The organism is Bacillus cereus (assembly GCF_007678085.1).
Lineage (GTDB): Bacteria > Bacillota > Bacilli > Bacillales > Bacillaceae_G > Bacillus_A > Bacillus_A cereus_BE.
Map to the genome: position 1 here is coordinate 311,444 of NZ_VEDW01000003.1, position 14,270 is coordinate 325,713.

Below are 14,270 nucleotides of genomic sequence, written 5' to 3' on the forward strand. Positions count from 1 at the left end.
AAGCAAGTAGAAGAAACGCTGAAGCAAGAAGAAATGGAAGAAGACAAGAAACTTGAACAGACGGAAGAAGCTGGAGGAAAGAAACCAGAGCAAGTAGAAGAAACGCTGAAGCAAGAAGAAATGGAAGAAGACAAGAAACTTGAACAGACGGAAGAAGCTGGAGGAAAGAATCCAGAGCGAGTGGAAGAAACGCCGAAGCAAGAAGAAATAGAAGAAGGCAAGAAACTTGAACAGGCGGAAGAAGTTGGAGAAAAGAATCCAGAACAAGTAGAAGAAAAGCCGAAACAAGAAGAAACAGGTGAAGGTAAGAAACTTGATCAGTTGGAAGAATCGACAGAAGAAGCTGAAGAAAAGAAACCGGAACAAGTAGAAGAAACGCTGAAGCAAGAAGGAACAGATGGAGAAAAGAAACTTGAACAGACGGAAGAAGTTGGAGAAAAGAAACCAGAACAAGTAGAAGAAAAGCCGAAGCAAGAAGAAACAGGTGAAGGTAAGAAACTTGATCAGTTGGAAGAACCAACAGAAGAAGCTGAAGAAAAGAAACCAGAGCAAGTAGAAGAAACACCGAAGCAAGAAGAAACAGATGAGGGCAAGGCACTTGAACAGGCGGAAGAAGTTGGAGAAAAGAAACCAGAGCAAGTAGAAGAAACGCTGAAGCAAGAAGAAATAAATGAAGAAAAGAAACTTGATCAGACGGAAGAACCAACGGAACAAGAAGTGCAAGAGGATGAGAATCCCTCTGAGACAAGAGAGAATATAGAAGGAACTGATTCGTCGGAAAGTCTAAGAGAAGAAACTGTTAAAAAAGAGTTTGAGCCGAGAAGTGAGACAGAAGAAGAATCGGGATTCAATTTAGATGAATTGTTTGATCAGAAAAAGAAAGAGATAGATCAACGAACGATTGGACAAATTTTAAAAGAAAGAAAAGATGCTTGGATAGAAGCTGGCTATGGTGATAGTTTTAAAGAAATGTGGAAGAATGCCATACAAGCACAAATCGGTGCGGCAAAAGAAGGTCCGAAAGCGTGGTTGAAATATAACAAAGAAGAGTTTAGTAAAGAGATAAAGCATGTGTATGAAGATGGAATGAAGTTAGCGAATAAAGTAATTGAAAATAATAAAATACTAGGTCCTATAAAAGAAGTACTGGAAGAGCGGAATAAAAAATGGAATGAAGCTGGCGAAGGAAAATACACATTAAAAAGTAGTATTGAGGCGCAAATAGAAGCCGCAAAACAAGGGCCAAAAGCATGGTGGGAGTATAATAAGAAAGAGTTTAGTAAAGAGATAAAAACTGCGTATGAAGATTGTGCAAAAATGGCGGATAAAATCACCGACAATTATCAAACGTTAAAAAATATAAAAGTGTCACTGGAAGAGCGACATCAAAAACGGATAGAAGCTGGTGAAGGCGCAACGCTATTAGAAATGTGTAAAAATAGCGTGGGGGCACAAATCGATGCAGCAAAAGAAGGTCCGGAAGCGTGGCTGAAATATAACAAAGAAGAGTTTAGTAAAGAAATAAAAAATGTGTATGAAGACGGCGTGAAAATAGCGGATAAAATTACTGATGCTTATAAGGTAATAGCAAATGCAAAAGTATCATTGAGAGAGCGACATGAAAAGCGAATAGAAGATGGCGAGGGCGCAACGCTATTGGAAATGTGTAAAAATAGTGTGAAGGCACAAATCGATGCGGCAAAAGAAGGTCCGAAAGCGTGGTTGAAATATAACAAAGAAGAGTTTAGTAAAGAAATAAAAAATGTGTATGAAGATAGTATGAAAGTAGCAAATAAAATGATAGAAGGTAATAAAATACTATTTTCTATAAAAGAAGTTGCCATAGAACGCGAGAAAATATGGAGTGAGTCTGGAGACGAAAAGTACACATTGAAAGGTAGTATTAAAGCACAAATAGAAGCGATAAAGCAAGGTCCGGCAGAATGGTTTAAATATAATAAAGAAGAGTTTAGTAGAGAAATAAAAACAGTTTATGAAGATAGCATGAAAGTAGCGAATAAAATCATTGATAAGTATAAACCGTTAGCTGATGCAAGAGATATTTTGGAAGCACGTGATAAAAAATGGAGAGAAGCTGGTGAAGCAAATACGATAATAAGTAGTTTTAAAGCGCAGCTAGAGGCAGCTAATAAGAGTCCAAAAGCATGGTGGGATTATAATATAAAAGGTATTCAGAGAGAAACGAGACATCTGTTTGAAGATGGAAGAATGTATCTTATTAAATATATGGACACACCAGGGTTATTTGATGAAGTGGATGATAAGGATTCTGAGAAAAAAGATGATACAAAAAAGGTTAGAGAAATAGAAAGAGAGGAGATAGAGAATCAAGTAGAGACGGATGATTCAATTAATTATGAAGAGCAGCTTCCACCATCTTTCTTCGATCAAATGAGTGCTGAAATTGAAAGTGTTGAGGAGACCGATTATAAAAAATTGGTAGCAGAACTGCAGGAAGAAATTGGTTTGGAGACGGCTAGAAGAAAAGAGAAAGAAGAATTAAAAAAGGAAAGTATACAAGAAGTTAGGGATACAGTGATTGACTTGGCGGCGGAAGCTTATGTGAAAGAATGTATTGTAGAAGAAGTGTTACAAGTGGAGGTTGATACAACACTTAGAGGAATATTTATTGATAATCTTGGAGAGAAAATATCTAGTAAATTATATTTAGATGGCTGGGAAGATGTTGAAAAGCAATTTGCAGAGGCGACACCAGGATTATTGTCAACCGAGACAGAGGACACGATAAATAAGTTTACCGAAGAAATAGAAGCTGATGTAGAAGTAAGTGACCTTATGGAGTCGCTACAAGGAAACGATAGTATACTTGCAGAATCGGTAGATCATTATGTGAAAGGTAAACTTGGTGTAGATGAAATTCCAGAAGAAATAAGTGAAACATTACAAGAGGGAATAGAAGAAACTATAGATGAACTTGCAAGTGAAGTAACGGAATTGATATTAGGAGAAGTTTTTTCGTTTCTTCGTCACGTTCGTACACGTGTTGAGGAAGGGAAGGAAAATGGTGAAGGAGATACATTTGTAGAGCAATGGAAAAATGCCATGGCGCATTATAAGGAATTAATTAGAAGAAAAGAATTTACGAGAGAATTTGCAAAAGGGCTGGGAGAAGAAGCTAAAAATGTGGGCCGTCACGTTACGTGTGCTACTTTTGCTATCCCTCGCCTGACTATTAAATTAGGAAAACTGTTGTATAAGCGAAAAAGATAGTAGTTTAATAAAATATTTATGAGGTGGATAAAATGTCAACATTAAAAACAATAAAAGAGAATTTAATACAATCTGTAATTGCATCGGTATTAGCGGTGATTTCGGAAAAAGGATTAAAGCCAGTAGAAGAGTTGAAGATAGATGGATCCCCTGTTGAATACACTGGGGATGTAGGGATGTTCATTTCAGCTCTTATTGAATTACATGATATTTTCGAGCTGAACTTTGAAATGGATTTGAACGAAGTTGGGACTAAGTTTCTAACAATTGAGTCGCTTGTTGAGTACTTTATGATTCGCATTGTAGATGAAAAAATTTAATATATTTGTAGTTAAGGTGGCTTGTAGTGTGCTTACTAAAGCCACCTTATTTTTATATCAGAAAATATTTTATGATTTTTCTGAAAAAAAACACAACAAAAATGGTTGTAGAAGGTATAAAATATACATAAAATGATGTAGTTAAATTAAGGGAAATTTTCATTGACGGAACTTTTTTAACTATTTATTATAATTAATGAGTCGTGTTTATGGTAAATTTGTGAAAAAAATGTTAGATTTATCTTATTTGTTATAACAATATGTAGTGAAAAAAGGATATTGAGGAGCTGATTAGGTGATTATTGGTATCGATTTAGGAACAACCAACTCGGCGGTGGCATACATAGATGATAGTGGAAACCCAACAATTCTGCCAAACCGTGAGGGAGAAAGAGTTACTCCATCAGTTATATTTTTTGAAGATGGATCACCTGTTATAGGTTCAACTGCAAAAAGTATTTCTGTATCAGACCCAACAAATACTGTTCAATTTGTGAAGAGACAGATGGGAAATGCAAGTTATAAATTCCCGATAGGTGGAGAGGTATTTACACCTGAGGATCTTTCGGCTCTTATTTTAAAACGTTTAAAAGAAGATGCAGAAGAAGCAATAGGCGCTAAAGTGACGAAAGCTGTTATTACAGTACCAGCATATTTCGATGATGCGCAAAGAAAAGCAACGCAAGATGCTGGGAGAATTGCTGGCTTACAAGTACTTAAGGTAATTAACGAACCGACGGCTGCTGCATTAGCATATGGTTTAGCGAATCGTGAGCAAAAGCAGAATGTAATGGTGTACGATTTAGGCGGAGGTACATTTGACGTGACGCTGATACAACTAAATCAAGATGAAGTAGTTGTTAAGGCTACTGGGGGAGATCGTAACTTAGGCGGTTTCGATTTTGATAACAAAATCTTTGAATTAGTAGAGCAGAAATTTGAAGAAGAGCATGGATTAGATTTATATGATGATTTAAATGCAGTACAAGATTTACGTGAAAAAGCTGAAGCTTGTAAAAAAATGCTATCATCTCGTAAAAAATCGGTTATTACACTTTCATCTCAAGGGCGTACAGTAAAAGTTGAAGTGACAAAAGAAAAATTTGATGAGCTTCTTTCACCTCTTTTAAGTCGTACTGCTTTAATTATGAAGAATGTTTTAATAGATGCTGATTTAGCTTGGGAAGACATTGATAAGATTGTACTTGTTGGCGGTTCGACAAGAGTTCCAGCTGTTTCAGATTTAATTGAACGTACAACAGGAATTAAGCCTTCAAAAGATGTTAACCCTGATGAAGTAGTTGCATTAGGAGCTGCTATTCAAGGAAGTTTATTACAAGTAGATAATGAAGCGTCTAACAATGCAGAAGAGTTTAAACCGAAAACGAGAGTAGTAGATGTAAACTCGCATAGTTTAGGGATGTTACTTGTTGATCATAACACTGGTAGAGACATTAACCAAAAAATGATTGTTCGAAATACACCAATTCCAACTAGTAAAGAAGCTGTGTTTTACACAGTTGATGAGGGGCAAACATCTCTTCGCGTTCAAGTAACAGAAGGGGAAGACAGTGACCCTGATTTTGTAAAAATTATTGGTGAATCGAATCTAGATTTAAGAGGACCAAAACCACAAGGATACCCAGTTCGCTTCATTTTTACATATGATGAAAATGGCGTTGTACACGTTTATGGAAAAGATGAAAATACTGGTCAACATTTAGGTGAAATGCAAATTGAAAGAAAATCAAATTTAACAGAAGCGGCAATTGAACAAAAAGCTGAAAAATTAGCAGGAATTTCAGTAGAATAACGATTTTTTTTGATGTATTTTATACGGATAGGGGTGTTTAACCTTTGGAGAATTATTATGAATTGCTGCAGGTCGATCCGAATATTGGAGCAAGTGAGCTGAAAGAGAAGTTAACTGAGGCGCAGCGAAAATGGTTAGGGAGAACAAATGCACCTGATTTAAAGCGTAGACAGGAAGCAGAACGAAAAGTTGAGATTCTTGCTGAAGCTGAGGTAATCCTTTTGGATGAAGCGAAGAGAAGTGAGTATAACCGTATGCTAGAAGGTTCTGAACCTGAAGTGAATACGAATCAACAAGAACAGTTTGATAATACAACAGAATCTACTGCACAAGAATTAATAGATTATGCATGGAGCCTACTAGAAGAAGGCAGAATTGCAGATGCGATTGTTGTAGGAAAAAAAGTCACTGAAGATTATGGAGCTAACGCACATGGATGGGCGATATTAGCGAGAGCGCATTATATGTGGAATGAGTATGATGATGCGATTTATGAGTATAGAAAAGCGATGGACATCGAAACAAATAACGATGTATTCTATTATGATTTATCTGATGTGTATTTCGACCATCCGAAATTAAGCTTTGAAGAGCGATTAGATCATGTTGAAAGATTAACTCAACAAGCATTAAGTATTAACCCGAACGAGCGAGCATATCGTTTCAGAATGGCAGTAATCGCAAGATATAGAGATAATTATGATCAAGCGATTGATATTTTACATCAATTAATTGAAACATATGGGAAAGACCCAAGTTTAGGTAATGAATTAGCTTATAATTACTATTATAAGTGTTTATCGATGCTATATGCTCAAGAGAGTAATGGTGAGACTTATTATAGCTATATTTCTCAAGAGAGCGCTGAACAAGGACTAATCTTATTAAGAGAAGCTAAGATTTATGCGACAGATAGAGATTTACTTGGATTCATTCAAACATTTATTGATTTAGGTGAAAAAGCATTACAAACAAAGTTCCTTGTAGGACGTTTTGTTGGTTTAGGATTTATTCCAGCAATATGGTTCTTAAATGCACTATTTTCTTTCTCATTTATTAGTTTAGTAATTAGTGGAGCTTTGCTTTATTTTGTTTGGAAAATTAGTAGAATTCCAGTTTGGCTTGATAATAAAGAAGTTCATACGGGCCAAAGAGAGAAGCGAAATCGAAGTATTTTAACCGCCATAGCGGTTGTATTTGGTAGAAGATGATGAAACACTTTGAAAACTCCTATATAGGAGTTTTCTTTATTCATAAATCTTTAATTGCTTTATAGGAGGGATACAATGTCAACGACAAATTTATATAACAAAGAAGAGTTTTTGGCTTTTAAATCATTATTTGAAGCAAATGTCCATTCAGGAGAATTGTCAAAAGCATTGACTCAAATTGAGGGATTACTTGCGAAATATCCTGATCATCCAGGGTTATTTTATTTAGCCGGATTGTTATTTTTACATAATCGAAATTATGATAAGGCAAAAATGTATTTTGAAAAAGCATTATCATTAGACGAGAGCAATAGTGAATACATGGTGTATTTAGGGATAACTTACGTAGAATTGAATGAACTTAATCAAGCAGAAACATTGCTTCTAAGTGCATATAATTTAGGTGAAGCAGATATTACTACGTTAATGGGGTTAGGAAAATTATATTTAAAACAGGAAAACTACGAGAAATCTAGATTTTATTTCAACAAAGTTTTAAGTCAAGATGCATCGTACCATGAAGCGAATTTTAGAATTGGACAAGCTTATCTGTTTGAAAAAAAACATGTGCAACAAGCAATTACATATTTTGAACAGGCGTTGAAAAGCGGAAAGAGTGAAGAATTAGAGTATTACTATGCGAAAGCTCTTTTACAGTCAGAAATGGAAGCGCAATGCATAAAGTGTTGTAAGAAATTTTTGATGAGAAATCCGAATTCCTCTTGGGCTGATCGATTCCGTGAGTTAATGCTACAAGCTCAAGGAGTAGATATGAAGCAACCTCCTAAAGAGGAATATAAGCAGCAAAGAAGAAGAGACCCGAATTATGATTCCAATACGGAGGAGCAAAATCGTAACAACGAAATCGATAAGTATAAAAGGGTATTTGAAGATGGGAAAAAACGTTTAAATAGCTATATACTCGGTCAGGAAGAGTTTATCGATCAGTTATGTACGGGTTATATGAGAAGCTTTATTTACGAACGTCCAGATGCGAACTTAAAAAATATTATTTTTGTCTCTGGTCGAAAAGGTACAGGTATATATAAATCCGTAAAATATTTAACAGCGATTATGAATGAGTATGATTTATATGAACAACCAGATGTACACTATATCGATATTAGCAGTTCGCTTGGAGCGTCAGATATTGAAAGTACTTTTTTATCAGATGTATATAGAGGAATCAAGTCTAAATCAGATGTACTGTACTTTGATAATATCGATAAATGTCCGCCTAATTTAATTTCTAAGTTATCAGAATTAATTATGGATGGAAAAATTAAGTTGAAGGATCGCTATATTTACAATGCAAATTGGCAAACGCTCGAAAAAACATATAGCAGTTTAGCGGAGAAAAGCATTGATTCAATTCAAATAGAAAATAAGTTAATTATTTTATCTACCGAAAAAGATTTGAAAGATATTCGTACAATGTTCCCAGCTACTGTATTAGAGAAAATAGTAGATTATCCGCAAACGTCTGTATTACCGCCCCGTACTTTAATAAAAATATCAGATCGTTATTTGAAAAAATACCAAAAACGTATTCATACGAAATTACAAGTGAATATGAACTACACACATGGTGTATCTGACTTTATTGTTGAGAAAGCCAATTTAGCAATGGGTGTACACGGAATTAAGAGTTATATAGAAGATGATATTTATCAATCTATTACAAATTTACGCATATCGGGAAAAGTAGAACCCGGTATCATTTATCAGCTTACAGCATCAGATGAATTATATTTAGATGATGGTGTGGAGAAAATACAAGTTACTCGTAAAAAAGCGGGGGCAGAAAATTTAGAAAATATTAAAAAAGAATTTGAAAAAGTTATTGGTTTAAATGCAGTGAAAGAAAGAGTTTTTCAGTTGGAAGAGTTTTTGGCATTACAAAAGATTAGACAATCTCGCGGGTCGAAACAAACGCGTTTAACGATGAATTTTATCTTTACAGGAAACCCAGGTACGGGTAAGACTACTATCGCACGATTAGTATCGAAATACTTAAAGGCTTTAGGTTATTTATCAAGCGGTCATTTAGTGGAAGTAGATCGATCTCTTTTAGTCGGTCAATATATAGGACATACAGCACCAAAAACACAAGCTGTGATTGATTCTGCAAAAGGCGGGGTTTTATTTATCGACGAAGCATATTCCTTAGCTAGAGGTGGAGGAAATGATTTTGGGAAAGAAGCCATTGACACTATAGTTAAAGGAATGGAAGACCTTCGAGAAGATTTAGTTGTAATTCTTGCTGGATATAAGGATGAAATGGACGGTTTTTTAAAGACGAATCCAGGCCTGCAATCTAGATTTAATAATCATATAGATTTTCCGGATTATACATCTGAAGAACTTTTCATGATTTCTGAAAAAATTGTAGAAAGTGAAGGGTTTACTATTGAAGATGATTTGAAAGATGATTTGATTGAAGAATTTACGAGAAAACAAATACCCGGAAAAAATGATTCTGGAAATGGACGATTGGCAAGAAATATTGTTGAGAAAGCTATAGCAGAGCAATCAGTTCGACTTAAAGGTTCTGGTGGAGCTTTAAAACTTTTAAGTGATGAAGAATTAAATATGTTAACGAAAGAAGATTTTGGATTAGGTGCCGAAAATACATTTGACTTAAACGCTGAATTAGATAAAATCATTGGCCTCGATCAAGTGAAAGAATTTATGAGGGAGATGGAACTTCAGCTTGTAGCGCAAAAGAAAAGGAAGACTGCTGGATTACACTCTACGATGAATCAAAGTTTGAATATGATCTTTACTGGTAACCCTGGAACTGGTAAAACAACTGTCGCTAGATTATTAGGGACAATGATGAAAGAGATGGGGATTTTAAAATCTGGACATTTTGTCGAAGTTGATCGAGGTGGGCTTGTTGGACGGTATGTAGGAGAAACAGCACCGAAAACAACTGACAAATTTATGTCTGCTTTAGGCGGGATTTTATTTATAGATGAAGCGTATGCGTTAGCTACTGATAGTTATGGAAAAGAAGCAATCGATACAATTGTAAAACTTATGGAAGATCATCGAGAGAATATAATCGTTATACTAGCTGGGTATGAGAAGGAAATGAAAGAATTCCTCAAAACAAATTCAGGCCTGAAATCTCGATTCCCTTTAAATGTTGACTTCAAAGATTACTCTCTACAGGAGCTTGTTACGATTGGAGAAAGCATGATTAAAGGAAGAGAATTCATTTTAACAGAAGAGGCAAGAGAGGCTTTAGTGGAAAGAGTAGAATCTGAAATGCAGCTATCTTCCGCAGAATCAGGAAACGGAAGAATGATTAGAAATATTGTGGAGGAAGGGATTCGTAGACAGTCAGCACGAATTAGTAAAGGTGAATACGAATATACGGATTCCACAGAACTTATTACTTTTAAAGCAGCAGATTTTCTCATAGATAAAAGAGATAAAGATTTTGATTTAGAAAAAGAACTAGAAACGATTGTTGGATTAACAGACATAAAAGATTTCGTCCGTTCATTAGAAAAACAACTAATTGCCCAGCAACTTCGCCAAAGCGTTGGGATTAGGCAGAAGTCTTCTCAAAATTTAAATATGATTTTCACCGGGAATCCAGGGACAGGAAAAACGACTGTAGCTCGTGTAGTTGGTGATTTACTAAAGAGAATGGGGGTTTTAAAAAGCGGTAAATTGGTTGAGGTGGATAAGAGTAATCTTATTTCTCCTTACGCTGGTCAAACGCCTGAGAAGGTAAGAGAAGTATTTATGTCTGCGCTTGGTGGAGTACTGTTTATAGATGAAGCATATGCGTTGAGTACTGATAATGTTGGTAGAGAAGCGATTGATACATTAGTAAAACTAGTGGAAGATCATCGAGATAGCGTTATCGTTATACTAGCTGGATACGAGAAAGAAATGCAGGACTTTTTACAAGCGAACTCAGGTCTGAAGTCTCGATTCCCGAATGATGTATATTTCCAGGATTATTCGGTTGCTGAATTAGTAGAGATTGCAAAGGTAACGACAGAAAAAGAAGGACTGGTATTAGCAGAGGAGTCAATTGCACCGTTGTCGAAAGTGCTTGCAAGAGAGGTTAAACGCTTGAAAGCCGATGCAGGAAATGGAAGATTGGTACGAAATGTGATTGAGAAAGCTAAGAGAGAGTTAGATAATCGGATTGTAAATGAAGGAATTCTAGATGAAAATGAAATGGTTACTTTACTTCCTGAAGATTTTGAGAAGGAACAAAATAATGCAACTGCGGAATTCCAATTAGAAGAACATTTACAAGCAATTATTGGATTGAATGAAGTGAAAGACTTTATGAGAAGTTTACAAGATCAAATTCGAATTACACAAACAAGGAAAAACTTAGGTTTGCCAGTAGATGAAGGATCTGCATTACATATGATCTTCACTGGTAATCCAGGAACAGGAAAAACGACTGTAGCAAGAGTTGTGGCAGAGTTACTTTATCATCTAGGAATTCTCTCTTCTAATAAGGTAATTGAAGTAGATCGTTCGGGTCTTGTTGCTGGATATGTAGGTCAAACGGCTATAAAAACAAAAGAAGTGATTCAATCGGCCCTTGGTGGAGTGCTATTTATTGATGAAGCTTACGCTCTAGCTAAAGATGTAAATACTAGCCATGGTTTTGGGAAGGAAGCGATTGATACGTTATTAAAAGCGATGGAAGACCATCGTGAAGATTTAATCGTAATTCTTGCTGGTTATACGGATGAAATGGAAGGGTTTTTAAATACAAATCCAGGACTGAGGTCACGTATTCCAAATAGAATTGAATTTAAAGATTATAGTGTTGATGAGCTACTGCAAATGGGAGAGAAAATGTTTAAAGAGAACGGATATGAGTTAACAGAGGCTGCTTATGAGAAACTTCGAGAGAAGGCTGAAATAGCTCGAACAGCAGAACAGTTTGGTAACGGAAGATATGTACGTAATGTATATGAGGAAACAAAACGAAATCAAGCAGTACGTTTACGAGGTGTAAATTTAACTCGTGACAATTTGATGAAAATCGAAGAAACGGATATTAAGTAAAAAGCTTGGGCCGAAGCCCAAGCTTTTTTTTAATTCATTATTTCTTTTCGTCTTTCTTTTCATCAGCTTTTGTCTCTTTGAAAAGATCTTTTAAATCTTTATCGTCAATTTTTACGTCAGCTTTTTTGATTTCTTTCATCATAAGATCATTCATGAATTCGCCGTCTTGTAATTTCTTCTGAACGATTTCTTTTTTGATTTCATCTTTTGATTGTTCGAATGATTTTTCTGGTTCTTTAATGTCTGTTACTTTAATGATGTGGTAACCGAATTGTGATTTCACAGGCTCGCTTACTTCATCTTTTTTTAGTTTGTAAGCAGCATCTTCGAATTCTTTAACCATTTTACCAGCGCCGAAGAATCCTAAGTCTCCACCTTTTTCTTTTGAACCAGTATCTTCAGAGTATTGTTTTGCTAACTCTTCGAAAGATTTACCTTGTCCAAGTTCTTCTTTAACTTTTTTAGCAGTTGCTTCATCTTTTACAAGAATGTGGCTTGCTTTAATTTCAGGCTTGTAGTTATCTTTTAATTCTTTATCAGTGATTGTTTTCTCAATAGCTTTTTCTTGAGCTATTGAAGCGCGCACACCATTTTTAAAAGTTTCTTCTTTAATACCTTGTTGTTTTAATAGTGTATCAAATTGATCACCGTATTGTTTTTTCACTTCATCGTACTTTTTGTCTACTTCTTTGTCGTCAACTTTGTAGTTTTTAATAAGTACTTTTTCCATAACCATGCTATTTAGTACTTGTTTACCAGCTTGTGTTTTCATTTGCTCGTAGAATTCTTCTTTTGTAATGTCACCAGCTTTAGATGTAACGATTTTGTCTGATGATCCTGTTCCACATGCTGATAATGCGATTACACTTGTTGCGGCTAAGGCAAGCATAGCTTTCTTCATTCGATAAACACTCCTACTATTATGTATTTTTAATTTATCCTATACCAATGAATTTTACTTCATAAGAGCCCGATTAAGTCTCACTGATACTTTTGCTTTCTATATTGGTAAAGCGCGCTTAACAGGGCTTACCGAGGCTTTAGGATAAAGTTAAGATGCGTGTCATTTATTTCATAGTATAAGCAATATGTACAGAATTTAATATATCATATTTCGACTCGATTTCATATTGATAAAGAAAAATTAACCAGTACGTGTCAGATTTTGAAGGTGTTCCATATTGGGCATATGCCGCATATACAGAAAAGAGGAGGGGGAATGGGGATGAATTCTCAACTTATTTTATTACTTGTACTGTTTATTTTATTGGTTATAGTAGGTATAATTTGCTTATAGAGGAAAAAAGTGAGGAAGGGGCTTTCCTTCCTCACTTTCCATGAAATATAATTTCTATATAACTAGAAATTAATAAAATTGTTATACATACATTAATAACCCGAAAGACACCGGGTTGGCGGCTCGCAGCTATTTGTTTTCGTTCACACAGTGTATGTGTCATGAAATTCGTGTAAAATATAACAAGAAGTGCGAATGCGACAAAAACAACTGTTATAAGTGTCATGAGGCGAGACCTCCTTTTGGCTAAAATACATATACTTTATATATTGTATCATACGATATTTTGTTCGTGTTATAAAATTCAGAAATAGAAGACTTTGTGTTAGAAAGAGAGGGAGAAAATGGACGTTGTTAGAAGATTAGAACAAGCTGAATACTACGTAGACCTACTATTTAAAATGATTGATGAAGAAAAGTGTCCATTTTATTCTTTAATCATAAAGAAAAAAGCTCGTAAAAAAGATATTGAACGTATACTAAATCTTTGTGAAATGCTGAACGAGCAATATGTAGTGGAGAAAGCAGAAGGGCTTCTTTTGTTCGATGCGCTGTTAGATCAATTTGAAAAAGCGCTTCCACATCAGCTCGAAGTACACGAAACTGCGGAAGCGCTAGCAAAACAAGGTTTATTTAAGCCGCTTATGAATGAATTCTTAAGCATGATTGCGAAAAAATAAATAGATTACTTCTTAACTAACTTCTGATCGGATTCCGTAAAATTCTCCTCAATATTCTCTAATGATTTCTCAAAAATATCGATGAAGTCTTGTCCGTAAATGTTGCGCAAGATAGCGATAAGTTCGATATTTTCTGGGAACTTACCATAGAAATTACGAAGTGCAAGAGCCCCATTAAATACAGAGTTATTTTCAGGGTCATACTCCTCCATTAAGCGAAGTAGTAATTCTTCCCCTTTGTCTGTAATCTCAATGTACGTATTTCGTTTATCATCTTCTTTTTTCGAGAATACAAGATAGCCGCGTTCTTCCAGTTTTTTTGAGAAGTTAAACGCCGTTGATACGTGCATAACTCCAAACTTAGCAATCTCAGAAATAGAAGCCCCTTTTAAATGATAAGCGATTGATAAAATATGATGCTCATTAATGTTTAAATCGTAAGGCTTAATCCACTGTTGCCAATCTTTCTCTACACATTTCCATAACGCTTTCGATAATTGAGCAATGCGTTGGCTGAAAATCATCGCTTCTTTTACCGAGTAATCTTTTTCTCCACTTTTCATTTACTCACCCACTTTAACATTCTTTTTCATTACTATCTATTATGCCAGTAAAATAAAAATTAATAAAGTCTTTTTGTGA

Annotated in this window: 8 protein-coding genes and 1 pseudogene; 6 read left to right on the plus strand and 3 right to left on the minus strand. The window is 35.1% G+C overall.

Annotated features, from left to right (window positions below):
* The 5 genes and pseudogenes from FS742_RS15205 to FS742_RS15225 form a co-directional block, all read left to right on the plus strand.
* A pseudogene (locus FS742_RS15205) lies at nt 1-3,252 on the plus strand (hypothetical protein); the annotation flags it as partial.
* 32 nt (nt 3,253-3,284) lie between these two features.
* Complete coding sequence (locus FS742_RS15210; protein ID WP_144613349.1) at nt 3,285-3,572, plus strand: hypothetical protein; 288 nt, start codon at nt 3,285-3,287, stop codon at nt 3,570-3,572.
* A gap of 295 nt (nt 3,573-3,867) precedes the next feature.
* Nucleotides 3,868-5,385, plus strand: a complete 1,518-nt coding sequence (locus FS742_RS15215; RefSeq protein ID WP_144613350.1) for an Hsp70 family protein — start codon at nt 3,868-3,870, stop codon at nt 5,383-5,385.
* Nucleotides 5,386-5,429: 44 nt separating this feature from the next.
* Entirely contained in the window at nt 5,430-6,596 is a 1,167-nt protein-coding gene (locus FS742_RS15220) for a tetratricopeptide repeat protein (RefSeq protein ID WP_144613352.1), read from the plus strand.
* 75 nt (nt 6,597-6,671) lie between these two features.
* Nucleotides 6,672-11,651, plus strand: a complete 4,980-nt coding sequence (locus FS742_RS15225) for an AAA family ATPase (protein WP_144613354.1) — start codon at nt 6,672-6,674, stop codon at nt 11,649-11,651.
* Between the two features lie 37 nt (nt 11,652-11,688).
* Here FS742_RS15225 and prsA read toward each other — a convergent pair whose 3' ends face one another.
* Complete coding sequence (gene prsA / locus FS742_RS15230) at nt 11,689-12,552, minus strand: peptidylprolyl isomerase PrsA (RefSeq protein WP_144613356.1); 864 nt, start codon at nt 12,550-12,552, stop codon at nt 11,689-11,691.
* Between the two features lie 427 nt (nt 12,553-12,979).
* Nucleotides 12,980-13,174 carry a hypothetical protein gene (locus tag FS742_RS15235; RefSeq protein WP_000172690.1) on the minus strand — a complete coding sequence of 65 codons (195 nt, stop codon included), beginning with the start codon at nt 13,172-13,174 and terminating at the stop codon, nt 12,980-12,982.
* Between the two features lie 118 nt (nt 13,175-13,292).
* Here FS742_RS15235 and FS742_RS15240 point away from each other — a divergent pair, with 118 nt between their 5' ends.
* Complete coding sequence (locus tag FS742_RS15240) at nt 13,293-13,628, plus strand: DUF1878 family protein (protein WP_071723760.1); 336 nt, start codon at nt 13,293-13,295, stop codon at nt 13,626-13,628.
* Nucleotides 13,629-13,633: 5 nt separating this feature from the next.
* Here the strand turns inward: FS742_RS15240 and FS742_RS15245 are convergent, their stop codons facing one another.
* A complete protein-coding gene (locus FS742_RS15245) occupies nt 13,634-14,191 on the minus strand; it encodes an HTH-type transcriptional regulator Hpr (RefSeq protein ID WP_000834920.1) in 558 nt (185 codons plus the stop codon).
* Between the last annotated feature and the right edge of the window lie 79 nt (nt 14,192-14,270).

What these genes read in the sequence shown, in the direction of transcription:
- FS742_RS15210 (WP_144613349.1), top strand. Translation starts at nt 3,285, where the DNA reads ATGTCAACATTAAAAACAATAAAAGAGAATTTAATACAATCTGTAATT.
- FS742_RS15225 (WP_144613354.1), top strand. Translation starts at nt 6,672, where the DNA reads ATGTCAACGACAAATTTATATAACAAAGAAGAGTTTTTGGCTTTTAAA.
- prsA (WP_144613356.1), bottom strand. Translation starts at nt 12,552, where the DNA reads ATGAAGAAAGCTATGCTTGCCTTAGCCGCAACAAGTGTAATCGCATTA.
- FS742_RS15235 (WP_000172690.1), bottom strand. Translation starts at nt 13,174, where the DNA reads ATGACACTTATAACAGTTGTTTTTGTCGCATTCGCACTTCTTGTTATA.
- FS742_RS15240 (WP_071723760.1), top strand. Translation starts at nt 13,293, where the DNA reads ATGGACGTTGTTAGAAGATTAGAACAAGCTGAATACTACGTAGACCTA.
- FS742_RS15245 (WP_000834920.1), bottom strand. Translation starts at nt 14,191, where the DNA reads ATGAAAAGTGGAGAAAAAGATTACTCGGTAAAAGAAGCGATGATTTTC.